30 protein-coding genes are annotated in these 22,160 nt (G+C 68.8%); 27 read left to right on the forward strand and 3 right to left on the reverse strand.

The genetic code is table 11. The features are described from left to right. From QEZ54_RS08425 to QEZ54_RS08505, 17 genes are all read left to right on the forward strand, one after another. Nucleotides 1–247: hypothetical protein (locus tag QEZ54_RS08425; RefSeq protein ID WP_281303932.1), on the forward strand; the 247-nt coding region annotated here is incomplete at its 5' end. Between the two features lie 213 nt (nt 248–460). Further along, nucleotides 461–1,162, forward strand: a complete 702-nt coding sequence (locus tag QEZ54_RS08430) for a hypothetical protein (protein ID WP_281303933.1) — start codon at nt 461–463, stop codon at nt 1,160–1,162. A 294-nt stretch (nt 1,163–1,456) separates the two neighbouring features. Next, on the forward strand, nt 1,457–1,912 hold the full coding sequence (locus tag QEZ54_RS08435; RefSeq protein ID WP_281303934.1) for a hypothetical protein: 456 nt from the start codon (nt 1,457–1,459) through the stop codon (nt 1,910–1,912). Further along, entirely contained in the window at nt 1,909–2,388 is a 480-nt protein-coding gene (locus QEZ54_RS08440; protein ID WP_281303935.1) for a hypothetical protein, read from the forward strand. The genes QEZ54_RS08435 and QEZ54_RS08440 overlap by 4 nt, the downstream gene beginning before the upstream one ends. Nucleotides 2,389–2,566: 178 nt before the next feature. Continuing rightward, nucleotides 2,567–3,784 (forward strand): DUF932 domain-containing protein, encoded by a 1,218-nt coding sequence (locus tag QEZ54_RS08445; protein ID WP_281303936.1) that lies wholly within the window; start codon nt 2,567–2,569, stop codon nt 3,782–3,784. A 209-nt stretch (nt 3,785–3,993) separates the two neighbouring features. Continuing rightward, the gene (locus tag QEZ54_RS08450; protein ID WP_281303937.1) at nt 3,994–4,800 is read left to right on the forward strand and encodes a hypothetical protein; all 807 of its coding nucleotides are present in this window, start codon (nt 3,994–3,996) and stop codon (nt 4,798–4,800) included. Nucleotides 4,801–4,895: 95 nt separating this feature from the next. Beyond that, nucleotides 4,896–5,882, forward strand: a complete 987-nt coding sequence (locus QEZ54_RS08455) for an ATP-binding protein (RefSeq protein WP_281303938.1) — start codon at nt 4,896–4,898, stop codon at nt 5,880–5,882. 67 nt (nt 5,883–5,949) lie between these two features. Continuing rightward, complete coding sequence (locus tag QEZ54_RS08460) at nt 5,950–6,126, forward strand: hypothetical protein (RefSeq protein WP_281303939.1); 177 nt, start codon at nt 5,950–5,952, stop codon at nt 6,124–6,126. Further along, a complete protein-coding gene (locus QEZ54_RS08465; protein WP_281303940.1) occupies nt 6,123–6,752 on the forward strand; it encodes a hypothetical protein in 630 nt (209 codons plus the stop codon). Before QEZ54_RS08460 ends, QEZ54_RS08465 begins: the two co-directional genes overlap by 4 nt. Beyond that, nucleotides 6,749–7,027: a hypothetical protein gene (locus QEZ54_RS08470; protein ID WP_281303941.1), complete on the forward strand. Its 279-nt coding sequence runs from the start codon at nt 6,749–6,751 to the stop codon at nt 7,025–7,027. Before QEZ54_RS08465 ends, QEZ54_RS08470 begins: the two co-directional genes overlap by 4 nt. Nucleotides 7,028–7,133: 106 nt before the next feature. Further along, a complete protein-coding gene (locus tag QEZ54_RS08475) occupies nt 7,134–8,423 on the forward strand; it encodes a hypothetical protein (protein WP_281303942.1) in 1,290 nt (429 codons plus the stop codon). 1 nt (nt 8,424) lies between these two features. Beyond that, nucleotides 8,425–9,099, forward strand: coding sequence for a hypothetical protein (locus QEZ54_RS08480; protein ID WP_281303943.1), 675 nt, complete (start codon nt 8,425–8,427; stop codon nt 9,097–9,099). 144 nt (nt 9,100–9,243) lie between these two features. Continuing rightward, nucleotides 9,244–10,251, forward strand: coding sequence for a GGDEF domain-containing protein (locus QEZ54_RS08485; protein ID WP_281303944.1), 1,008 nt, complete (start codon nt 9,244–9,246; stop codon nt 10,249–10,251). After that, nucleotides 10,248–10,373, forward strand: a complete 126-nt coding sequence (locus tag QEZ54_RS08490; protein WP_281303945.1) for a hypothetical protein — start codon at nt 10,248–10,250, stop codon at nt 10,371–10,373. Before QEZ54_RS08485 ends, QEZ54_RS08490 begins: the two co-directional genes overlap by 4 nt. A gap of 6 nt (nt 10,374–10,379) precedes the next feature. Continuing rightward, entirely contained in the window at nt 10,380–10,826 is a 447-nt protein-coding gene (locus QEZ54_RS08495; protein ID WP_281303946.1) for a hypothetical protein, read from the forward strand. After that, the gene (locus QEZ54_RS08500) at nt 10,819–11,340 is read left to right on the forward strand and encodes a hypothetical protein (protein WP_281303947.1); all 522 of its coding nucleotides are present in this window, start codon (nt 10,819–10,821) and stop codon (nt 11,338–11,340) included. Before QEZ54_RS08495 ends, QEZ54_RS08500 begins: the two co-directional genes overlap by 8 nt. A 178-nt stretch (nt 11,341–11,518) precedes the next feature. After that, nucleotides 11,519–12,580, forward strand: coding sequence for a M23 family metallopeptidase (locus QEZ54_RS08505; protein ID WP_281303948.1), 1,062 nt, complete (start codon nt 11,519–11,521; stop codon nt 12,578–12,580). Between the two features lie 248 nt (nt 12,581–12,828). Here the strand turns inward: QEZ54_RS08505 and QEZ54_RS08510 are convergent, their stop codons facing one another. Next, nucleotides 12,829–13,401 carry a hypothetical protein gene (locus QEZ54_RS08510; protein ID WP_281303949.1) on the reverse strand — a complete coding sequence of 191 codons (573 nt, stop codon included), beginning with the start codon at nt 13,399–13,401 and terminating at the stop codon, nt 12,829–12,831. After that, on the reverse strand, nt 13,398–13,910 hold the full coding sequence (locus tag QEZ54_RS08515; RefSeq protein ID WP_281303950.1) for a hypothetical protein: 513 nt from the start codon (nt 13,908–13,910) through the stop codon (nt 13,398–13,400). The genes QEZ54_RS08510 and QEZ54_RS08515 overlap by 4 nt, the downstream gene beginning before the upstream one ends. Before the next feature lie 442 nt (nt 13,911–14,352). Here QEZ54_RS08515 and QEZ54_RS08520 point away from each other — a divergent pair, with 442 nt between their 5' ends. From QEZ54_RS08520 to QEZ54_RS08565, 10 genes are all read left to right on the forward strand, one after another. Then, nucleotides 14,353–15,165, forward strand: coding sequence for a hypothetical protein (locus QEZ54_RS08520; RefSeq protein WP_281303951.1), 813 nt, complete (start codon nt 14,353–14,355; stop codon nt 15,163–15,165). A 79-nt stretch (nt 15,166–15,244) separates the two neighbouring features. Continuing rightward, entirely contained in the window at nt 15,245–15,637 is a 393-nt protein-coding gene (locus QEZ54_RS08525) for a hypothetical protein (protein ID WP_281303952.1), read from the forward strand. Next, on the forward strand, nt 15,634–15,978 hold the full coding sequence (locus tag QEZ54_RS08530) for a hypothetical protein (protein WP_281303953.1): 345 nt from the start codon (nt 15,634–15,636) through the stop codon (nt 15,976–15,978). Before QEZ54_RS08525 ends, QEZ54_RS08530 begins: the two co-directional genes overlap by 4 nt. 82 nt (nt 15,979–16,060) lie before the next feature. Next, on the forward strand, nt 16,061–16,510 hold the full coding sequence (locus QEZ54_RS08535; RefSeq protein ID WP_281303954.1) for a hypothetical protein: 450 nt from the start codon (nt 16,061–16,063) through the stop codon (nt 16,508–16,510). A gap of 452 nt (nt 16,511–16,962) precedes the next feature. Then, complete coding sequence (locus QEZ54_RS08540) at nt 16,963–17,373, forward strand: hypothetical protein (protein ID WP_281303955.1); 411 nt, start codon at nt 16,963–16,965, stop codon at nt 17,371–17,373. Between the two features lie 42 nt (nt 17,374–17,415). After that, entirely contained in the window at nt 17,416–17,754 is a 339-nt protein-coding gene (locus QEZ54_RS08545) for a hypothetical protein (protein WP_281303956.1), read from the forward strand. Between the two features lie 141 nt (nt 17,755–17,895). After that, on the forward strand, nt 17,896–18,147 hold the full coding sequence (locus QEZ54_RS08550; protein WP_281303957.1) for a hypothetical protein: 252 nt from the start codon (nt 17,896–17,898) through the stop codon (nt 18,145–18,147). Between the two features lie 655 nt (nt 18,148–18,802). Then, on the forward strand, nt 18,803–19,858 hold the full coding sequence (locus QEZ54_RS08555; RefSeq protein ID WP_281303958.1) for a hypothetical protein: 1,056 nt from the start codon (nt 18,803–18,805) through the stop codon (nt 19,856–19,858). Between the two features lie 211 nt (nt 19,859–20,069). After that, entirely contained in the window at nt 20,070–20,375 is a 306-nt protein-coding gene (locus tag QEZ54_RS08560) for a hypothetical protein (RefSeq protein ID WP_281303959.1), read from the forward strand. 701 nt (nt 20,376–21,076) lie between these two features. After that, nucleotides 21,077–21,226, forward strand: a complete 150-nt coding sequence (locus QEZ54_RS08565; RefSeq protein WP_281303960.1) for a hypothetical protein — start codon at nt 21,077–21,079, stop codon at nt 21,224–21,226. A 295-nt stretch (nt 21,227–21,521) separates the two neighbouring features. Here the strand turns inward: QEZ54_RS08565 and QEZ54_RS08570 are convergent, their stop codons facing one another. Further along, a complete protein-coding gene (locus tag QEZ54_RS08570; RefSeq protein ID WP_281303961.1) occupies nt 21,522–22,121 on the reverse strand; it encodes a HEAT repeat domain-containing protein in 600 nt (199 codons plus the stop codon). Nucleotides 22,122–22,160: the final 39 nt, after the last annotated feature.

A 22,160-nucleotide genomic window follows, 5' to 3' on the forward strand; every position in this document is an offset into this window, starting at 1 on the left:
CTGTTCTGGCGGCGGCCATCCGGCGTCGGTGCGGGCGTCGATCGGCGGCGTTGCGGCGTTGGCCGCAGGAAATCTTTGTTCAGGTGGTCAACAGCAGGTCAGCAGGGGTGTGGCTGTGTCGGCGGTCGCCGACGGTCGGGGTCGAGGTTTCGCAGCGCCGCAGGTCAGCGTGGTGACGGTCGTGTCGGTCGGTGAGGTGTGTTGGGTGAGCACCTTACGGTTGATCCATCTCCTAGAGACAATTTGACGCACCACCCCTGGGCTTGTCCGCCCACGACCTGCGGTCGCATCCGCCCACCCGCCACAAGCCGGTCGGCCCGCCACCACAACGTCGGCGAACATCCCACTCCGGTCCCTGACCGGCGCCTGCGCGGTGACATCACCGCGCCACCTCACCCTGCCTGCAGCACCGCCCTACCGGCGGTGCGTTTTCGCGTGCGAGCACGCAGAAGGAGCCCTCATGGCCCAGATCGTCACTGTCTGCATCTGCGCGGACGTGCCCACTGAACAGGTGGCCAACGCAGCCAAGGCTGCCTTCATATCCGCGGTCAGCCTGCTTCCCCGCTCGCAGGCCCTTCTCCGCTCCCGCGACGCGAGCCAACTCCATCCCCACTTCGTTCACACGGCACGCCGCCGTAGCCGGGGCGAGCTGGTCGCCCCACGTGAGCATCTGGCCGCGGGAGCGCCGGTACGGCTGCTGAACCTCGACTGGATGGCGCAGTACGGGTACGACGTCGCCCGCAACCGCTGGCACGTGTGGAACCAGGTCGTCAAAGGCACCCAAGCTGCCAAGCCGCTGTCGCACTTCATCGACCGGCACCGCAGCACGCCCGATGATCGCTACACCCTGGCGCAGGCCCACCGGGACTACCAGTCCCAGTCGAGGGTCGCCGCAATGGAGATCTACAACAGGTCCGGTCGTGGCCTCATGCACCTTCCCCTGGACCACCTGGAGGCATTGCAGGTCAGCTGCGAGGCGTACGCCGAGATCGGCTACCAGGTGGCAGTGCCCGGCAACGCCATCGTCGACCGCCACGGCGTGTTGTTCGAGTGCCGCCCGAACTCCCCACTGGCAACGGTCTGGGAGTTCATTTCGAAGACCCGCTCGGCACTGCAGGACCTGTCAGCCGACGACCGGCTGGTCGCCCTGATCGTGCAGTGACCTGAAGGGGTGAAGCCCGGGTTCGCGTCAGCGGAACGGCTTCACCCCTTCAGCCGCGTTGCCCGACGTGGCTTTTCGCGTCCCTGGTGCGACGTCGCTGATGCCGATACCCCGTGGTCCTGCGGACCTGGTGAGGTCGCTGCCCAACGGGCTGCCTGCACCTTGTGCGCCACCACCTTCAGCACTTGCTCCAGAACTCCGGCCGCGCCTGGCCGATCGCGCAGCAGCGCGCACCGGGCACGGCCAGTCGGCCGTGCCCGGACTTCCCTTCCTTCGCCAAAGGAGTCCCGCACCATGACCTACATACGCACGCCCTTCGCTGCCGCGGCACCGTTCGCAGCGCAGCAGCCCGTCCACCTCAACGTCGGCTCGACGTGGGTGCCCGCCACGGTGATCGAGGTCCTGACCGGCGGCAGGGTCACCGTCAGCTACCTCGTCGGCACGGTGCCGATGATCGCGACGGTGGCTGTTTGGCTGATCCGCGCCGCCGACGGCTACGACCTGCGCACCCCCGCGATGCTGACCTCCGGCGCCGAGGTCGCTTTCACCGACGGGATCCAGACCGTGGCTGCCGCGCCGTGGAAGAGCCGCGGCCGGTGGGTGGTGCCGTTCACCAACGGGCAGTCCTCCCGGCTGCGACCCGACACGAAGGTCCGGGTCGTTGACGACCGCGCCGCCGTGACCGTCGACGGCATACCACTAGTCCAGGCCCTGCACATCCTCAACACCACCGAGCAGGTGAACGGATGAGCAGCTACAGCCACAGCTTCGGTGCCGACGTCACCACCGCCCGGTACCGGCTGATGTGGCCGGTCCTGCTCGCCGACACACAGAAGATCCTGCTCGCCGTCGGGCAGCTGGGCATCGGAATGTGCGGCCCGGACGGCTTCGGCGTACCGGTGCTGGACTCACATGCCGGGATCGCGGTCAACGGCGACGCCGCCACCGGCCGGCAGGGCACGCCGCTGCTGCTGCCCCCGCCGCTGATCCACGGCCAGCGGGTTCCGCCCCGGACCGGAACCTGCCACACCCGGCGGGAGCGCTACGACCTGGCTGTCACCGCGGTGCTTCTGCGGGCGTGGCAGCTGCTCGGCGACGACTTCGCCGTCCGCAGCTCGGGACGGTGGGACGTCGAATGGAACGAAGGTCCGCGACTCGGCCTTCCCGGCGCCCGGCAGCTGATCACAGACCTGTTCGGTGAGGTTCCACGGTGCTCGCCGCTGTGAGCCCGTCCCTGCACCTGCAGACGACATGCGGCAACGGCGCCGCGGTACAGGCTTCGGCCTGTACGTACCCGGCACGGCCGGGTCACCAGTCCGGCACCCGCCGGACGAAAACGGCCCCAAGCGCGCCAACGCTTGAGGCCGGTGGAGCAATGGCCACTCTTGGTAGGAGTACAGACCGATGACAACCGTAGCAGTCGACCGCCCGGTCGACGTGAACACCGCGTTCGCCGCCGAGCGGGCTGGGCAGCTGGCCTCCGGCGAGCGGCAGCGCGCGGACCTGCAGGCACGGATCGACGCCGGCAAGCTGGTGGCGCTCGGCGATGGCCGCTACCGGGTCAGCGACCCGGGCAGCTGGGACAACGGCGAGATCTGGATCCAGCGTGACAACGGCCTGGTCCTGCCGCAGCACGGCCTGGACCTGTCGACGGACCGCGCGGCCCTGTATACGTCGACGCCGGCGTGGCATCAGCTCGGAACCGTGATCGAGGGCGGCACCACCGACGTCGACAAGGTCCTGAAGGCCGGGGCGATCGACTTCACGGTCGAGAAGTTCCCGGTCCAGTTCCGCACCCCCGACGGGATCCTGCACGAGTTGGAGGACCAGAACGTCACGGTGCGGCGCGACACCGACGCCGGTCTCGGTGTGGTCGGCAACCGGTACGAGGTTGTGCAGAACCGCGACATCTTCGAATTCCTGCAGGCTCTCGTCGGACGCAACGACGTGATCTGGGAGAGCGCCGGCGCGCTGCGCGGCGGGCGCCGCGTGTTCGTCACCATGAGGCTGCCCGACACGATCGTCATCGACCCGGCAGGGCTGGCCGACGTCGTCGCGCCGTTCCTTGCCGCGTTCAACTCCCACGACGGCCTGACCGGTTTCGAAGCCGTCGTCACGCCGTGGCGGGTGGCGTGCGGCAACACCGAGCGGTTCGCGTTGCGTGACGCGGTCGCGCGGTGGAGCACCCCGCATGTCGGTGACCCGCTGCAGCGGATCCGGCAGGCCGAGGAGACGCTGCGGCTGTCGCGCAAGTACTACGAGTCGTTCGCCGCCGAGCAGGAGATGCTGCTGCGGACCGATCTGGCGATCGACGAGTACCTGCAGGTCGTCGCGGACCTGTGGACGCCGCCGGGTGACGAGGAGTCCGACAAGGTCAAGGCGAAATACCGCAGGTTCGCCGAAGGTATGGCGACCCGGTTCGAGACGAACGCCGAGGACGTCGGCCGTAACGCTTACGCCGCGGAGCGGTCGATCACGGAGTTCCTCGACTGGGGCCGCGGTGTCCGGGCGCCCAAGACGATGACGGAGCAGGCGTGGCGTGCCAGCCAGGCCCTCGAGGGCGACCAGGACGGCAAGAAGACCACGGCCCACAAGCGGCTGCTGACTGTCGTACGTCGCTGACCTCCGTCTGACTCCGGCTCGAACCAGCGGCTGCAGGCGGGTGCGTTCGCACACCGCCTGCGGCCCACGCGCGCCACCCTGCCGGGCGGCGCCCGATGTCCTTTACATCCACAGAGCTGTCTATAGCTGTGGCGTCGATCCGTGGACCGGTCCGGCGTGCACGCCGGACCCCTCGCGTCCGGCGCCGCATCCCGACCCTACGGAGAATCATGTTCGCACTGCCTGCCGCACCCATACGGGCTCGTCTGAATCCGGTCGACCTCGACGCCCTGCTCCGGTCGCTGCACGACGCGACCAGTCCCGCTGACGTGCTGCGCCTGGTCATTACCGGCGTCTACACGCCGCTGCTGGAGGCTCAGGGCAAGTCGCCGCGCGACTTCGGACCCGGCAACAAACTCAACGCCGACAGTTGGCTGCTGTCGGCGCCGCAGCTCGACGCCATCCTGCAGGCCGCATGCGGCCGCGCCACCCAGTGGGGTGTCTGCGCCGACATCGTCGTCGAGCTGATCAACCTGCTGCCCAAGGGCTTCCCCGACGACGACACCGTCGTCGCCGAGGTGCCGGCGTTCGACTACCTGCCGCAGCAGCTGACGGCCACCGTCGAACGCGACGCCGCCGCGGTGTTCACGGCCGTCCAGCACCGTCTGCTGGCGCTGGCGTCCTGCTACGGCGACACCAGCCGCTTCCACGTCGACGCCCAGTCGTCGTGGGTCGCGATGGTCACGGTACTGATGTCGCTGAACTTCGGCCCTCATCAGCAGGTCGCGCCGTTCGGGGAACTCGGCCTGCTGGTCACCGCCGCGGGTGGCACGACCTACAGCATCGGTTTCGAGCCGCTCGCGCGAACGTGCGTCGCGGGCGACGGCTGCCAGGCGATCTTGGGCGACGACGGCCGAGTACTCAACCCGGACCAGCAGATCACCGAACACGACCACGTACCCGCCTACCCGCTGGCCGCGATCACGCCCGGAGTGTGGCGGGTCCGTTCCGGCCTGCACCTGGCCCTGCCGGCCTGACCGACCACCGCCCCGCCGACGCCCTTCTACCTGCCCAAGGGGTGCAGCGCCTGCGCGCTGCACCCCTTTCGCCATTCCTCGAACGGAGGACGATCTTGCTGCTCACCGAACCGCGACAGGACGACCACCTCACCGTCGCCATGCCCGACCGCCTCTGCGGCGACCTCACCGCGCCGACCCTTGCCTGGCTCGGTGTCGCCGTAGCCGCCGTGGGCGGCCACCACCTCGCCCTGACCGGCGGGACAGGCACCGTCCGGAGCCCCCTTGCCGAGGCCGTCGCCGGCCTGGCCACCACGCTGTCGCGCCGCGAGACCGAGCGCGTCGCCGCCGTCTGGCGGCATCGACCCGACCAGCTGTGGCTGGGCCGGCTGTGTCGGCCGAGACTGGTCCGCCGCGACCACACCGCCCGGCCGGGCGACCTGCTCGGCTGCGGTGACCCGCACCAGCCGGGTGCGATATCGCTGGCCGACGCCGAAGTGCTGGTCCTGGACCAGGCCGGCCGGTACGACCCGCAGACCGTCGCCGCGCTGGTCGCGGCGATGACCACCGGTTCCATCACCCACCACGGCCAGGACGGCTGTCACACGTGGCCGGCGCGCTTCCAGGCTGTGTTCACCTCCACACCCTGCGGATGCCTGGCGCATCTTCTGGACCGTCCGTGCCGCCAGGCCGAGGCCGAACAACTCACCTACCGCTGCCGGACCGCGACGCTGACGCAGTTCGCCGACCTGCGTATCGACCTCGACGCAGCGCTGCCGTGCCCGCATTACGGCATCGCCGGCAAGGATTTGGCCGGCCTGCGGCGCCTGGTCGTGGCCGCGACCTGGCGGGCCCGGACCCGTATGAACGGCCTGCCGTTCCGCCGCGCTGCCGACTTGCGACACGACCTGCGGACACCGCCGCGCTGGGACGGCCCCGCGTTGCAGCGCCTGCGACGGCGCCTGGCCCGTGACCGGATCACCGCCGGGCAGTACACCGCCGTCGCCCGGGTCGCGGTGACGCTGGCCGACATCGCCGGACGGGCCGTGCCGGACCTCACCGACGTCCGCGCCGCCGCGCTGCTGCACGGCATCACCGTCTGACCTTTCCTGATCGCTCTCCGAGGGCGCCGTCCACGTGGACGGCGCCCTCGCCGTGTGAGGAGCCCACGTGACCCGTCCACCCGAACCCGACAAGACAGAACACCACCGGCACCAGGAACCCGCCGACGGCACCGTGCCGTGCGTCAGCTGCGCGAAACCGACCGTCGCCAACACCGCCCAGCTCATGCCGCAGGGCTTCATGTGTGACCTGTGCATCACGCGGCGCCCGGCGGTGACCCCATGATCCTGTCCCCTAGCAGCGCCGACGCGCGCCCGCCGAGGGAACTGCTGCTGCGGACGCTCAGCTTGCAGGACCGCACCGAGCTGCAGCACCTGCTGAACCGTGCGACGCGGCTCCCGGTGTGGCGTGGCCGGGCAGCTGCGGCCAGCCTCGCGTCCCGCCTCGCCGCGGTTCCCGTCATGCAGGCTCCGCGGCTGCGGTTCGACGCCGAAGCGTGCTCGGCGTGGCTGGAAGCCGGCGCCGCGGCCCGCTACGGCATCGACGACACCCTGTGCCGCGACACCCTGGCCACGACCGCTGGACAGCTCGTCGACCTGCTCACCGGCCTCAACGACGGCGACGCACCCGGGGTCTGGCAGGCGGTCGGTGCGCTGCGGCAGGTCCGGATGTGGCGCACCGCAGACAACGACGGCGCCGACGGCGGCGGTGTCCTGACCGCGCGGCTGCTGGTCGGCCACAAGGCGGTGCGGATCTGCTTGATGCACCAGGAACCGCGGGACCTGATGCCGTCCGACGACACGGGCGTCTTCGCCGCCGTCGAGGCTCTCGAGCGCATCGCCACGGAGATCAACCGCGAATGCGCGGTCGTGTTCGCGGCCCTGTCCGGGACCGACCTGGAGCGCCGATGACCGCGAAGATGATCACTCTGTCTGCCGCTGTGCCGCTGTCGGCGGTGTACCGCCTCGACCTGTCCTGCGGGCACCGCACGACGGTCGCCGTCTCCGGTGTCGTCCCGGTGGTGCTCGGCTGCTGCGACCGGCTCGGGCTCACCGACCACCGCGACTCGCGCGGACTGCCGATCCCGGTCCCGGGGGCCGTGGTCGGCGCCACCCATCTGCCCGGGTTCGTCGCGTCGGCATCCGGACTGAAGGTCGTGCACCGAGACGACCACGAGCAGCGCTGACGCCGCCGTACGCGACCCGTCCGGGTCCTCGGGCGGGTCGCGTCGCCCCCGACACGTCACTTCATCCGCTGCCGCTCGTACGCGGCCTTCGAGCACTGGAGTTCCCATGTCCATAACCACCCTTCCCGGCGCGCCACCGCAGAACGCGGACAGCCCGAACCGCCCCATCGCACCGATGCGCCCGGATGCCGGTGCCGCGGCGACGGTCAGGATGTCGATCATCCGCGGCCGCCAGGCACAGACCCTGGCCGGCGCCCTGTACAACGTCGCCGCGCTGGGTTCCTGGATCGGCCAGACCTGGGCCGGCACCACGAACCTGCCCTGGCCCGACGACTTCCCGATCTGGCTCCGTGTGATCATCGTGGCGCCGTTCGCGCTGGTCGTCGACCTCGGCGGCGTCGCGACGATGGCGATCGCCGACTGGCGCCGCTCCGAAGGCGAAACCGCCTGGTACTGGCGGATCGTCTCGGTCGTGTGGCTGGCCGTCGCCGTCGGCATCAACATCGTCGGCCACCTCGACCTGCCGATGCTGGCCGTCGGGTTCGGGTTCCTCGGAACCATGGCGTTTGCCGTCGCCTACGGCCACATCGAAGCCCGCCGCCGCGACGCCCTCAAGGCCGCCGGGCTGCTGCCACGGGACAAACCCCGCTGGGACGACGACCTGCGCAAAACCGAATCCGACGCGGTACGGCTCGCCGAGCGGTTCTACTACGACGACGGCCTGGACAAGTGGGCGGCGCTGGACGCCGCACGGGAGAGCATCCGCAGCAGCCGGCACAGCGCCGCGCTGGCGGCCTACCTCAAGAAGCAGATGACCGAAGCCCACGGCGGCGACCAGACCCTGCCAGGCCTGATCGCCGGCGCGATCCGCTTCGACCAGCTCGCCGAACTGGTCATGGCTCAGGTCGACCTTCCTGCCTGGGCCGGCCACATCGCCGGCCAGCTCAGCCCGCCGAGCATCGCCGACGACTTCGACAGCGGCGACTTCGAGCCGATGCCCGGCGCCGCGAGCCGGGTGGTCGCCAACGCGCCCCTGGATCTGATCCGCCGCATCCCGAACCAGCAGCACCACTACGACGTGTGGCGGTGGCTGTGGGCGCAGATGATGGCCCACCCCGACATGGACCTGGAGACGTTCGCGGACAAGCACGACATCCGCGCACGTCAGGCGCAGTCCATTCGGCAAGCCGGCACGATGCGGCTGCTGGACTCCCCGCAGCCGCCTGCCGCACGGCTGATCAACGCCGCAGCCGCTGCCACACCCGTAGACCTGTCCGATGTCGCCGGGCAGCCACGACCGCGGACCGTCAGCCCGGCCAAGGCCGACAGCAGCGACGACGGGCCAGCCTCTGCAGCCGACCACGGGTTCGCCTCGGCCACCGGCACGGTGAAGTGACATGGCGGACATGCTGTGCTGCGCCGCCGACGTCACGCACCGGCACCCGGGCGCCCACACCGTTCTGGTCTGTGTCAGCGACCGGACCGGCTACGGCCCCCGGCTGCTGAACGCCGTCGAGCGGCAGCTCGCCGCTGTCGGTGTGGCGGCGTGTGTCACGGACTCGATGTGCTCACGGCATCTTCTGCGCCGCGGTGACTGGGCCGCAGCCGTACACACCGCCGACCTCGACCTTGACGCCGCTCGGCGGCACGCCGTGGCGGCTGGCAAGTCGACGTACTGGTGGTACCGCCTCAACGCCTACGGCACCCCGCCGCTGCCGCTGGCGCTGCTGCGCGATGGCACCCCGCAGCAGATCGCCGAGCATCCCCGCAGCCAGTGGCTGAGATGGGTCGGTCTCGGCCTGGGCACCGTCGCAGCCGAACTGTTCGGCATCGGCCTGATGTGCCTGCAAGCCGGACCGACGGTCTTCGCCCAGTACGCGGCCGCCACGACCGTGTTCGGCCATGCGCTGATCACCTGCGACGGCGAGCTGCTGCGCAGCGGCGGGTCGGTTCCTGCCCGCGACACCCTCGGTCGGCGGCTGACCTACGCCGGTGCCGCCGAGGCGTACCTACGGGGCTTGCGGGACGCGGTCGTGTGCGTGGTGCACGTCGACCTGCCTGCCGCGGTCTGACCTTCGACCGGACACAGGCGGCGGAACTGCCGCCTGACCGCTGCCGCGGCTGCGGCTGCGGCTGCCCTTCCTCCAGATGAGGGCAGCCGGATGTGACCCGGCTGCCCTCGCACTCTCTCCGCTTACCAGAGGAGATGCGAACCAGTGTCCACCAACTTCACCGCTTACGCCCTGCTGGGCTTCGGGATTCTCTTCGGCCTGCTGTCCGGCATCGGCCTGTGGCTGCTGGCCGATATATGCCGCCGCCCACGCAACACCCCGATGCCGTCGGCAGCGGCCGTCGACCGGCTCACCGGTTTGCCGGACCGGCGCGCGCTGATCGACGCCCTCGCGCCGATCAGCCGCGCAGGCAAGGCCGCCACCCTCGCCATCGTCAACCTCGACCAGTTCGCTGCCCTCAACGCCACCTTCGGTTACCGCGCCGGCGACCAGGTCCTCGTGCTCCTCGCCGCCGTACTGCGGGAAGCAGCTCGCAACCGCGGTGCGGGCGTCTACCGGCTGGGCCGCGACGAGTTCGCTCTGCTGTGGCCCCGCAGCGACGAACACCTCACCAAGGACGTGAAGGATCTGCTGGCGCGGCTGCGCGAGCCGTTCGAGGTGCAGCTGCCCGGCCGGACCGTCGTCATGGACGTCACGGCATGCGCCGGAATGTATGCCGCGCCGATGTGCCCCATCACCTCCACGGTGCTGCTGCGGGCCAACAGCGCACTGCAGCACGCCAAAGCGATCGGCGCCGGGACCGTTCTCAGCTGGACCATGGGGCTGCCGCTGCGGCACCGTGCCCGCGACGACCGCCGCTGCCACGCCGTCATCGGCTGGGCAGCCGGAACACCGACGCTGATCGTCGGCCGTGACCCCGATGCCGTCGACCGGCAGGCGACGCAGATCGTCGCCGACGCCGTCGCCACCTGGACCGGCGATCGACGCTCAGCGGCCGACGCCGCTCTGCCGCCGATGCCCCCAGGCGACGCACCCGCCGCCGACCAGATCGCGTGGACCACCGCGGTCCTCGCCGCCTGGTCGGCGTCCTACCACCGGCTCACCGACACCGACATCACCCAGGCCGGGCCCGTCGTCGTGCCGGTGTCTGCGGCCCGGCCGCGCGAGGTCCAGCGACCCGTCGGCACTCCCGGCAGCAGGCGGGCAGCATGAACCGCCGCGACCTGTACTTCCGGCTGGCCGGCAGACCGTTCGACGCCCGGCGGCAGCTACCCGTCCCCTATGTCAACGAGCACGACGGCGGCCGTCATGACTTCGCCGTCGTCAACGGTTAGCGGGCCATGGAGTGCGCGCGGGAGCAGCTGTGCGGTGCCTGCAGCCACTACATCACCCGGGACCTCACCTTCGTCGGCGGCGTCGCGAACCTGCTGCACAACACCTACACCGACCCGCCGATGCACATACCCTGCGCCGACGCGGCCATACGTCTGTGCCCGTTCCTGAACCATCCGCGGATGCGGCCCCGACCGGCAGCCGCGGACGTCATGCCCGCCGACTTTCGAGACCTGGACCGTAGCAGGCCCCTGGCCGTCGCAGTCACCGGCGGCTACCGCGTGCGCCTGACCGCCGGCCCCGACGGGTCGCTGCTGGAGTTCCTGCCCGAACCGTGGCACGCACTGCGCCTGTTCACCTACATCGACACCGGCTTAGCCCCCGCTTCGGCCGCCGCTGGCGGGGGCGCCGTCGCCGCCCTCATCGCCCAGCTGAAGGAGACCTACCGTGACTGACCTGATAGCCGCCCCCGCCGATCACGCCAACCCGCGCCCCTACCCGGCAGCGGCGGACCTGCCCGACCACCCCACGGAGTTGGCCGCCGACCTGGCCGGCGCCTGGGGCTACGAGCTCGACAGCCCGCAGATCACCTACGGGACCGGGCTGTGGCCGTACTACCGGCACGGCAAGCCGGCCGCGGTCCGGCTGGCACCGGACATCGCCTACCGCGCCTGGAACACCCACGACATCGTGGCCCGCCCCGCCGGTGAGGACCAGGTCCAGCTCGTCCTGTCCTGCCACGCCGCCAACAGCGATGACGCGGTCAAGGTCTACGTGCGCCTGGACCTGTCCCATCGCCGCGTCGTGCTCCCCCGTGATCTACCGGTGCAGCTGAGTGTGCAGGCGGTCGTCAAGGCCAAGAAGGTCCTCGCCCTGATCGACGCCGCCTGCGCCGACCGCAACGTCCACGTCCGGCCCGTCACCGCCGAGATGCGGGCACGCGCCCACACGACCACAACCGGCCACTGACCACGGCCCTGTACTGACCCGACCGGGCCTGCACCTGCCATGGGGCGCGGGCCCGGTCTCGCCCTTGCGCATCCCGCCGCAGCGGGTGCGCACCACATCACCGCGGGAGGAACGCCGCAACGCGACGCGGCACATCAAGGAGGAACCTCATGCACCCCCAGCCCAGGGCCGTGCGGCCATGACCAACCGCGTGATCAGCGTCATCGTCGCCACCGTCATGGGCGTCACCATCTGCTGCGTCGGCGGACTCGTCGGCCTCAGCGGCACCGCCACCGCCTGCGTCCCGCAGACCACTGCCACCCCCACCGCCTCCACCGACACGGCCGGACGCTACGACACCGAGCAGCGGGGCCATGTGGCCACGATCGTGCAGGTCGGCGCGAACAAGAAGGTGCCGGGACGCGGGATGGTGATCGCGGTCGCGACCGCGATCCAGGAGTCCGTGCTGCGTAACCTCGGCGACCTCGGCGCCGCCAACGACCACGACTCCCTCGGCCTGTTCCAGCAGAGGCCAAGCCAGGGCTGGGGAACCCCGCAACAGGTCATGGACCCGCGGTACGCCGCAGGCGAGTTCTACGACAAGCTGCTGACCATCGACGGCTGGCAGCAGATGCCGCTCACGCAGGCCGCCCAGGCCGTACAGCGCAGCGCCTACCCGAACGCGTACGCCAAGTGGGAGCCTGACGCCACCGCGCTGGTCGCCGACACCGCAGCCGTGCTCGGCGTCGAGATACCCGGCGGGTTTGGGATGTGCACGAGCGCCAGCGGATGGGTCAAGCCCGTCGACGCGCCGCTCAACTCCGGCTTCCGCACCGATTCACGTCCCGGCCACGACGGCGTCGACCTCGGCGCCGGCCGCGGCACCCCGATCCGGGCCGCGGCCTCCGGCATCGTCATCAAAGTCCGGTGCAACGCCTACAACGCCGACGGTTCACCGCGCTCCTGCGACATCGACGGCAACCTGTCCACCCCAGGCTGCGGCTGGTATGCCGAGATCCTGCATCCAGATAAGACTGTGACACGCTACTGCCACATGCTTCAGCGACCGGCTGTGTCGGTGGGCGAAGAGGTCGTCGCGGGGCAGATCATCGGCCTGGTCGGCAACAGCGGCCACTCGTCCGGACCGCACCTGCACCTGGAGACCCACACCGGCCAGCCTGCCACGGAAGCCAATGCGGTCGACCCGGTGGCGTTCTTCGCTGCCCGTGGTGTGGATCTCCGCAGCGTCAGGACGTTGTAGGTTCTCGGTGAATCTTCCGTTTCTCCGATTATGTCGGTGCGAATGTCGGCCCGACATTTCGTTGAGAAGCCGTCGTTGCTGAGCTGTCGACATTAGTGATCCTGGCAGTTTCTCACCGATGTGTCGCCTGGCTCGCGACGGCTCCCTCTACATTCGCACTGGCCATGTGTTTCTGGGTGGGGCCACTTGGACGATACCGAACTTCAGTCCGCCGCCAAGCTCAACGGCGGGCTACGGTATGGCGGGTCTCAGGACTCGGACCGCCCTCTTGGCAGTCGAGGCGGCTCGTTCGAGGCGACTTCCCGGAACCAGATCAACCCTGGCTGTCCATATTCCGTGGCGATGGCCCGTTCCAAGTCGGCCATCCTGCGATAGAGCGCATCGACTAGGCCGATCACATGCTCCACTTGGGTCAACATCCGGGCGGCTGTAATGCCGATCTCGAAGCTCGTCCCCAGAAGGGCCGTATAGCTTTCCCGATACAGCCACCCCGCCTCAGCCGGTCCTGAAATGGCCCGACGTACCTGAATATTGCGACGCCCAATCGTCAATGACTCCCAGGTGTCACACAACGTACCCAGGGCGACTCTGGCGCGCTCATAATCTGCTTCCGCGACGCCCGCAACGGTTTTGCTTTCCCGATACAGCTGGTAGAGGTATTGGAGCCGTGCGCCGACGGGTTTGGCACCAAGAGCCGCCTCAACCTTCGATATACGGTCACGCAAATCGTGACTGGAATACGTTGCGTCGATGGCGTGCTCAAGTTCAACGGACAGCCTGGGATCGTTGACGTGGTCGCCTGATCCCGCACGCAGGGTCACGTCTCGAGTTCCAACCTACTAGCGAAGATACTGGTCCACAGGGCGTTAAACCATCCACCATTGAGCAAGTCGTCCGACCACCTGACGGTACCGCTGATGCGTGCCTGGTTGAGTTGGACCGAGAGTTTAGCCATGGTCTGCAGGGACTGATGCCCGATCATTCGCTCGTCTTCGGAGATGTAGCGATCCATAACCTGTACCGTCAGCCGCGAGATCGCTTCGTTCAGCTGGGCCGATGACAAAGTTACCTCGCTACCCGTCCAACGCATCTCGGCGGCCGCTAGTTCCACCTCCCGTTGACGTTGCCCCAGAGCAGCAAGCGAAATTGAGCGTACGGCTTCTGTGCGTTGCCTCTCTAGCGCGATCTGTCTGAGCTCCGCAGCCAGGGCCGATAACTCAGCGACGGTACGAGCCGCTGCACCAAGCGGACTTAGAGCGTCCGCAACGCGCGAAACGGCTTCCGTGAAGGAGACGACGCCGTCGTCGAGATGGAACAGTTCTCGCATCATTGGATCTCCTAGATCGGAAATGACGAAGCAGTCCCATCATCGTCTGCCCGCAAATGGATAGGCAGCCGCCAAGCGGACAGTAGACCATCCGGTCAATCGGCAGAACCGGACAGCCATCGGTGTTCAACGAGATCGACGACGGGTACGGGAGCATTCGCTTACCGGGGCCGTCGCTGCCGCATCGACCTGCACGCCCACAACCTCGCCGCCATGCGGTGGGCGTTGCAGCCGATCATCGACCACGCCCGACCCGACACCACGACCAGGCCCCGGCCGCAAGTCGCGCGGCCGCTGACCCGGATGCCTACCTGCAGTACGAGTACGTGACACACCGGTAGCCACCGGCCGAAGAGCCGCCGACCAGCTCGGCCGCCACAACCCGCCAAGGGGTTGAGCGGCCGTGGGGCCGCTCAACCCCTGTCCGATCCGACAGGGAGTTTCAATGCGCATCATCCGTGCCTGCGTCCCCGCCTACAAACCTCGCAGCGCTGCCGTGACCACCGCCCGCCAGCTCGCGGCTCTGACCGGTGCCCTGCGTCAGAGGCTGGCCGACGGCGGCAACAGCATCGACGTCGCCGAGGCCGAGCTGGCCCTCACCGCGCTGAACCTCGCCGTCGCTGACATCAGGGTCGTCGTCGAGCATCTGCACCGTGTGCTGGCTGCCGAGTCCAGCACCGCCACAGCACTCACCGCCGGCCCTGACAGCCCGCAACCCGGTATGCCCTCGGCCGCGGTGCCGCAGGTGGAGAGCCTGCGCTTCGCCGCCGACCCGGCACCAGCCAGCACCGCATCGATCCCCGAGGGTCCTGCTCCGCTTGAGTCAACGGCGCCCGATCCGGAGCCGCTGCCCGACCTGGAGTCAGCGCAAGATCCGGAGCCGGAGCCGATCGCGAGCCAGGCGGCATCGATTGCAGGACGAGCCGCTGCTTTGCTGCAACTGCTCTGCCCGTCAGCGCCATGGTCTTTCACCTTCAACGACCTGGAGCAGCTGGCAGCGGCGCTGACAACCGCAGCCGACGACCTCGACGCGATCAGCCAGCACTACCTCGCACCCACCCGGCAGCGCCGCAGCAGTCATCTGACCGCCGTCGCGGCCGCCGGCACCGACGATGAAGGATCCCCGACGTCGGCGCCCTCCTGCCCGGTCCGGGCCGAGGTGCGGCCGACGCCGTTCCTCCTCGCCCGCCGCGGGCACCGCACGACGTCTGCGTCGAGCCGCGTGCGCGCCGGCGACCTCCTCGCGCCAGCCACCTGACGCCCACGTCATACGACGCTCGCAGTACCCAGTAGGTCTATTCACCCGACCGCCTATCGCCAACTTAAGAGATCATCACATGACACACGCTTCCTCCTTCGTCATCCGGCAGCTCCGCAGCGCATACGCCGCAGCCTGGGCGCAGATCGTCGACGCCTGCGCCAGCCTGGGCATCGTCATCGCCGGACCCGACGGCACCGGCGACCCCCAGGTCGACCTCACCGCCGCCATCACGTTCAACGGCGACGCCGACACCGACGCCAACCGCACACCGCTGCGCCTTCCCCCGCCGCTGCCCAGCGACGGCATCTGGCCAGCCGCCACCGCGGTCCACTTCCAGGTCGACACCGGCGGCATGCCCTACGACATCGCCGTACGCGTCACGCTCCTGCGCCTGCTGCACCACGCCCGACGACATCTGTTTGATGCCGGCCCCACACGGCCCGGCGCTGTGCTGGTGCCCGCGCGGTGAGCGTCACCGTCCGGGTCGCCTTCGAGGCCGACATCGAGACCATCGCACGAGTCCTCATGCTCGCCGACGTGCACGGTTCCAGCCAGCAGGCTGTCCGCACCGCTGTGGCCGAGGTCCTCACCCGGGACGGGATCGACGGCGCCATGCGCCGATACCGCAACCTGCGCTACCAGCTGACCGAACCCGGCGACGTCGAACGCCACGACACCACGCTGGCCGCCAACCGGCTGCTGGCCAAGCACGCCTACCCGGAACCCAGGCCGCGCGTCCGGCCGACCCGGCCTGCACCGGCAGGTCGTCTGCTGCTCGACGTCCTGGCCGGCGAGCCGGACCAAACCTGACCGCCGCACCTTAGCTGGCCATGCGCCGCCGCGGCCTCAGCACCCCACGCTTACGTTCACCTATTCAGGGACAACTATGCCCATGCCCCGTACAGCCAGCCCGGAACAGTGCCTGGCCGAAGCGACCACGGCGCTGCGGCAAACGCTGTCGGGCCTGCAGATGTCGCTCGGTGAGGACCACCCGGTTCCCGGATGCCTGCCGCTGCCGACGCTGCGTCTGCCTACCGACGCCGTCGACATGAACTGCCACGCGCAGGAGATCGACGCCAACCTGTGGAGTCCGTCCAACAACCGGCTCATGGCCGACGGCTGGGTCCGGGCCGAGGACGCCTGCCCGCACCTGCCCGCAGGCGGTGTCCAGGTTGTCCGGGAGATCCTCGCCTCGTGGCGGTCGCTGCTGCTGCGCGCCGACGACCACGCCCACGGCCGACCGAACCCGATCAGCCTGGCCGACTGCCAGGCCACGGTGCTGGCCCGGCTGACCGACCTCGATCGGCTCATGGCCCACAGCGCCCTACGGCCGCCGTCCTGACGCCCGCCCGCCACTGGACGCCGGGCGCGGTCCCACCGCGTCCGGCAGACCCGGCGCACGAACGGACACCGACCATGCCAGGCAAGCACTCGACACGTGCAACCGATCAGCACACCAGTGTTAACAGCCTCTACGACCTGGAGCACCTGCCGGTGCGTGACGCCTCACCCCGACCCGCTGGACCTATCTCGCCTGGGCGGGGCGTCCGGCCTCCGGTAGCTGCCGGCTGCCCAGCTCATCGACGTACCCGACGAGCAAAGACCACGAACCTACCCGATCCAGGCACAGCTACGGATCGAACGCCTGCTAGCAGCACAAGGGAGAAGCCGATGACCGGCCAAGACGTCCTGATGGACTTCCTTTTAGCCGCTGAGGCGGCAGCGGACCGGCAGGGCTAGGACGCACGACCGCAGTTGCTAGTCCTGCGACGCCGCAGCGACACCATCGCCGCAGTGAACAGCCCCTTACTGCAAGGACACCACATTCTGCCGGAGTTTCTGGAGAATCTCACCGTGGCGACTGCCGTCAATGCCGCCGCGCGCCATTGTTTCCTCGCCAGCGTCGGCCCCAACGTCTACGGCCTGTGTCTGCTCAACGAAGGGTGGGGCGTGTTCGACAGCGAGTCCATCGCGCAAGTCGCCAGGTCCACCGAACGCCGGCCGATCAGCCGGCACCCCAACCGTCGGGAGGTGCGGACGCTCACCGCTGTTGTCGCTGGCCGTGACCTCTACATCCAACGTATCCGTGGCGGCGAACCGGTGGTGCTGTTCGACTCGGCCACCAGCCCGTTCGGCGGCACGCTCCAGGGCCGGATCCCGGAAGCGCTGCGTGGGCTGGCGAGCACCATCCACAACTCCCTCTGACTCACGAAGGCATCCCGATAGCTGCCGAACCGGAGGAACACCATGCTATTCGACCCTCGTCAACACTATGCGGTGCTCGACTGGTCGTCTGCAAGCGACGCATCGCCGGAACTCATCGTCGGTGCCACCCGCGACGATGTCGACCGGCAGCTGATTCGCTCGATCCGCTCGATGCACGAAGCACTCCCCGACGGTCTGCTCGAGGACGGTGTCCTGACCGCTCACCCGTTCCCGGATCCTGACGACCTCACTCGTGACGTCTCGACGTGGGTGGAGAAGGTGACCGACTACGGCCCTCTGCTCATCGCAAGGTTCGACGACAGCACCCTGACGTGGGCACCATCACCAGCCGCTGTCTTTCACCGCAAGCGGCTCAGCTGACCGAGCCATCGACGACCGCAGTCGGGACGCCGGACAGGTCGTCATCGCTTCAGATGTGGTGGCGGCATTGTTGGGGTTCCGCGGCCAGACAGAGTCCGCTCATTGATCGATGGCCCTGCCAGACACCTGAAAGTGAGGGCCATGACCTATGTCGACGACGAGGCCCAGCTCGGGGCCCGCATCCTGGACACATATACCGATCTGGTCCAGGGTCGATTCTGGGGACGCCAGGCGAACCTCAGCGACGTGCTGGCGACCCTGATGCATGCAGCCCACGCAGAGGGTCTCGACTTCACCGACGCGCTGACCTCGGCCCAGTGCCACTACGCAGAGGAGGTAGCCGAACACGGCATGTACGTCAGCGGTTCGGCTTTGCGCGTCTCAGCCCACTGACCAGAGCCCACCGCAGGCGTCAGCCATCGCCATCGACGCCTGCGGTGGGCCGGTCCGCGACTTCTCCGGCGGCGCTGCCTGCCAGCTTCAGGCGGCGGCGCCTCCGTTTGCCCCCGTTCTGCCATGCCCAGGAGGTACTAAGTTCTGGCGGGACGGTCGGTGGCGGCACCTCGGCACAGCCGAGGCGGCCCCGACCTGGTCCGCCGATGGACAGTGACTTCCTCCGGTCGGCGCCGAACCTGGACCACGGCGCCGCCGTCGCCCGGCTGCATCTGTACGTCTGCCCGCAGGGCTTGGGCACTATGACCGTCGCGGTCGAGCTGCACCTGGACGTCAGATATCGCGCGCTGATGCTGCCAGGAAGGGCTGCGAACCGACCTGCTCGGCCAGGCTGACACCAGAGGCCGACGCCTGGTGGGCCTTACCACGTCGGAGCGCGAGAGAAGACGCTCCGCGCGGCCCCGAACCTACCCACCACCGCTCCCTGCGGACCAGCAGTCGCCGGAGATCCCCAACGGGACCGACACGGCTGTTTCCGAAACCAGGGCGGTCAGCACGTCACATCACTTCTCCCTGCAGCTCTCGCGACCGATTGGTCGCGCGCCAGCCGAGGAGCCTCTATGCACCATCATTCTTGCCGCCGGGCAGCCACGACATGAGCTCTTCCCGCGAAGCGGTCCAGGCCGCCCAGGCCATCGCCGGGATCCGGCAGGGCTACTTTCAGAACCTCGTCATGTGCGGTGTTACTCGCGCAGACATCGCCGATCTGGAACGGCAGCTCGCCGCCGACACGACCATCACCTTGCCACGTGGCCTGGCCCAGTACAGCGAGCTGCTCGCTGTACTGGGCGGCAGGTCGACCTACGTCTCCAACCTGAAGACCATGCTGCAGCTGGGCCTCTGGGAGCACCACAAGATCGTTTACCGGCTTGACGCCGACCTGGCCCACGACCTGGGCAACCTCGGTGACGGCGACGTCATCCACCGCGAGGTGCTGCGCCGGCTACCCCACCCCAATCCCTACATCCACCTGCCCTCACCGATCCTGTTCACGAGCAACTCGAGACGCACGATGCAGGTCCGCGGGTTCTTCGTCTCCGGTTCGCGATACGACGGCGACGACCCGGTTCTCTGCAGCACCCACCACCCACAGCGACAGCACCTTGTCCTGCTCTTTCCGCGACTGCCTCATCCGGCCGCAGACCACTCGGCCGACGCCGACATGTCGGAGATCGAGTTCAGCCGGTTCAACCTGAAGTTCGCCGGTCCCACGGCAACGCTGGGCGAGCTCATCGCCGACGTCCAGAGGCACTTCACCGACCACACCAGCAACATGCCGGCAGAGGACGTCGCAACGCTGCTGCGCACGAGCATCGCCCCGATCTTGTACACGTGCACCGTCGATCCCGACATCCGCCGGACAGCGGCCGGCCACTCCAAGAAGCACCGCTGGCAGGGCAGGGCCGTCACCGCGTACGACCTGGGATACCGCCTGGGCGACGCGATCCGGTCGTGGAAAGCCGCTCGGGTCGCCCGCAGCCAGACCGCGGGCACAGGCACGGGCGCCACGCGACGTCCGCACTGGCGGAAGCCGCACCTGCACACATACCGGGTCGGTGTCGGCCGCACCGAAACGGTCATACGTTACCTCTCCGGTCTGCCGGTGAACGGCTACACCGGCACCGACGTCCCGACTGTCATCCCCGTCTAGAAATAACCGGCTGTGGCGGCGCCCGCGGGCGCGGCCACCTATGGAGATGGTCCTTCGGGGCCCGCCGAGAGAGGCCGCTGCCCGGCTGCACCCACAAGCACTGCGGCAACTGCAAGCGCTACGCCCTCGGGTAATGCGAGCGCGTGCTGCAGGCCATCCGCATCGGCGAACTCGCCGAGCACAACACCCCTTGCTGAACTGGAGAGACACCATGAGCGACCCCTCCTACCCCTCCCTCAAGCCAGCGGTGGCGGCACCGGTCAAGGCCGCTATGGTGCGAGTGTCCTGGCGGACCGAGCTCGTCGAATTCTGGGTGCGCGACATCCCGATCGACGTGTTCCGCGAGGCGCTCGGCCTCAAGCCCGACGAGCCGATCGACCCGGCCGAGATCGTGGGCCACAAGGCGGAGCACTGGGACGACATGCACTCGTTCCTCGGCGATTTCGAGGACGGCGCCGACTGCTGCGTGGACACCAACGAGCGAGAGTTCGAGGAGATCCGGCTGCTGGACAGGTGACGGAAGCCGGGCGTTGGGGCGAGGCAGCCAGAGCCCCAACGCCCACTCGATGGTCTGACCCGAGAAGGCATTCGTATCGCCGTACGGCATGGACCGATCGAGCGCGGCGCAGTTCATTCACTATTGATCATTGACAGCCATAGATTTCCATAACAGAGTGTAAGCTACCTGCTACGGAGAGGATCTTTTATGGGCATCCGTCGGCTAGCCTATGGATTAGGAGCAGTGCTCGCCGCTGTCCCCCTCGCTATGACATTCGCATCGCCGGCCCAAGCCGTTCCCAGCGGCTGCCAGGCCGGTCCGTTCGATGCCCGGGGTTCCTATGCAGTCTGCAGCGGGGGAACAGGGGAATACCAGTCGTGGACGCAGTGTGAGGTCCTGGGGAGCTACTACATTCGCTACGGAACCTGGGAGAATGCAGGCTCCGGGATTCTCTCCACATCCTCGTGCAGCTGGGGCGCGAATCGACGGGCCTACGGCTACAACCTGAAGTAATACCGGCGACGGAGCCGTCTGGAGCGCGCTGGAGCAGCACACGTCGTCCCACACGATCGGCGTCTCCACAAGAGCACGGACATTAGCGGACGCCGTCGGCAGAATCGCCGACCATGACGTTCCCTACGGCCCTGGCCGTCGTCACCGTACGCGGCAGGATCACCATCGCTGACGGGGTTCCGGCGCGCGGCCACATCGTCTTCTAGATGCCGGTTGCGCTCCGGAGCCCCGCCGACCAGCTGATGCTGGCACCGACCGCGTTCAAGGCCGTCCTGGACGACGAGGGCGCCTCGAGGTCGACCTGCCCGCCGTCGACTCGCCGGGCGTCACGCCGGCGGGCCGGGCGTACCGGGTGATCGTATCGACGTCGCTGTGGCGGCCATTGCCGTTCTTCGCGCAGCTGACCCACGACGACACCTGTCGCCCCGGTCGCTTGGGTCGGTGACCCGAGCGACGGGGCCACGACTCGTTCCCGAAGGCACCCCCGGTCCGCCCTGCCCGGGCTGCTGGGCCGAGTCCACCACGACCTGGTCGTCTTCCTCGGCGCGCCTCGCGGCTGGGCGTTGCGACACGGATGCGCGGACCACGTCGACGCGTTCGTCGCGAAGCTCGACGAGGACTTCGTCATCACCGAGCCACGGTTCGCCGACCTCACCAAGGAGAACGCGGTATCTGCCGGCCTTCGCGCAGGTACGACAACACCCACCGCGCCTCCTGCCCCAGCAGAGGCGTGAGGCCCGACTCCCGCAGGAACGCCTCGTACAGGGCGATGCCACGGCCGGGATCCCGGTCAGCGACGCAGCGAATCGCGGCGCTGCGCACCACGAGATCCTGATCAGCGAGGACCTTCTCGACCGCTTCCCGGCTCTCCGGGGCGGTGTGCTTGGCCAGCGCCCTCACCGCGTTGACACGGTGCAGGAAGTCCTCGTGCTCGGCCTGCTCGCGCAGGATGTCCGTAGCCCGCGAGTCGTCGATGTCGCCGAGGATCACGATCTCGGTGGTGCCGACGCGGCCCGGGAGCCGGGCGAGGAACTCCTCGGGTGCGAGCGTGGCCGCGACGTGCAGAGCAGCCGACCAGCCGTCGACCAGTTCCCGGCCGGTGGCCTTGGCGACCAGCCTCGTCTTGGCCCTGCCGTAGTAGAGGTCGAAGACGCGGCGCGCCCCCTTCCGTCCGGCGGCGATCAGGGCTTTCTCAGCTCCGGGCTCCCAGTCAAGCACCCTCGCAATCACGCCGTCGACACCATCACTCATCGCCCCATGATGCCATCGATCTTGCCGAGCGCCCGACGA

The organism is Catellatospora sp. KI3 (genome assembly GCF_029948125.1).
GTDB lineage: Bacteria > Actinomycetota > Actinomycetes > Mycobacteriales > Micromonosporaceae > Catellatospora.

Bases quoted from the DNA above. Each gene is read 5' to 3' on its own strand.
- QEZ54_RS08570 (WP_281303961.1), bottom strand. From the start codon at position 22,121: ATGAGTGATGGTGTCGACGGCGTGATTGCGAGGGTGCTTGACTGGGAG.
- QEZ54_RS08435 (WP_281303934.1), top strand. From the start codon at position 1,457: ATGACCTACATACGCACGCCCTTCGCTGCCGCGGCACCGTTCGCAGCG.
- QEZ54_RS08475 (WP_281303942.1), top strand. From the start codon at position 7,134: ATGTCCATAACCACCCTTCCCGGCGCGCCACCGCAGAACGCGGACAGC.
- QEZ54_RS08465 (WP_281303940.1), top strand. From the start codon at position 6,123: ATGATCCTGTCCCCTAGCAGCGCCGACGCGCGCCCGCCGAGGGAACTG.
- QEZ54_RS08515 (WP_281303950.1), bottom strand. From the start codon at position 13,910: ATGATGCGAGAACTGTTCCATCTCGACGACGGCGTCGTCTCCTTCACG.
- QEZ54_RS08565 (WP_281303960.1), top strand. From the start codon at position 21,077: ATGCCGGTTGCGCTCCGGAGCCCCGCCGACCAGCTGATGCTGGCACCG.
- QEZ54_RS08550 (WP_281303957.1), top strand. From the start codon at position 17,896: ATGACCTATGTCGACGACGAGGCCCAGCTCGGGGCCCGCATCCTGGAC.
- QEZ54_RS08535 (WP_281303954.1), top strand. From the start codon at position 16,061: ATGCCCCGTACAGCCAGCCCGGAACAGTGCCTGGCCGAAGCGACCACG.
- QEZ54_RS08505 (WP_281303948.1), top strand. From the start codon at position 11,519: ATGACCAACCGCGTGATCAGCGTCATCGTCGCCACCGTCATGGGCGTC.
- QEZ54_RS08555 (WP_281303958.1), top strand. From the start codon at position 18,803: ATGAGCTCTTCCCGCGAAGCGGTCCAGGCCGCCCAGGCCATCGCCGGG.
- QEZ54_RS08445 (WP_281303936.1), top strand. From the start codon at position 2,567: ATGACAACCGTAGCAGTCGACCGCCCGGTCGACGTGAACACCGCGTTC.
- QEZ54_RS08495 (WP_281303946.1), top strand. From the start codon at position 10,380: ATGGAGTGCGCGCGGGAGCAGCTGTGCGGTGCCTGCAGCCACTACATC.
- QEZ54_RS08490 (WP_281303945.1), top strand. From the start codon at position 10,248: ATGAACCGCCGCGACCTGTACTTCCGGCTGGCCGGCAGACCGTTCGAC.
- QEZ54_RS08440 (WP_281303935.1), top strand. From the start codon at position 1,909: ATGAGCAGCTACAGCCACAGCTTCGGTGCCGACGTCACCACCGCCCGG.
- QEZ54_RS08480 (WP_281303943.1), top strand. From the start codon at position 8,425: ATGGCGGACATGCTGTGCTGCGCCGCCGACGTCACGCACCGGCACCCG.
- QEZ54_RS08560 (WP_281303959.1), top strand. From the start codon at position 20,070: ATGAGCGACCCCTCCTACCCCTCCCTCAAGCCAGCGGTGGCGGCACCG.
- QEZ54_RS08430 (WP_281303933.1), top strand. From the start codon at position 461: ATGGCCCAGATCGTCACTGTCTGCATCTGCGCGGACGTGCCCACTGAA.
- QEZ54_RS08525 (WP_281303952.1), top strand. From the start codon at position 15,245: ATGACACACGCTTCCTCCTTCGTCATCCGGCAGCTCCGCAGCGCATAC.
- QEZ54_RS08545 (WP_281303956.1), top strand. From the start codon at position 17,416: ATGCTATTCGACCCTCGTCAACACTATGCGGTGCTCGACTGGTCGTCT.
- QEZ54_RS08520 (WP_281303951.1), top strand. From the start codon at position 14,353: ATGCGCATCATCCGTGCCTGCGTCCCCGCCTACAAACCTCGCAGCGCT.
- QEZ54_RS08450 (WP_281303937.1), top strand. From the start codon at position 3,994: ATGTTCGCACTGCCTGCCGCACCCATACGGGCTCGTCTGAATCCGGTC.
- QEZ54_RS08470 (WP_281303941.1), top strand. From the start codon at position 6,749: ATGACCGCGAAGATGATCACTCTGTCTGCCGCTGTGCCGCTGTCGGCG.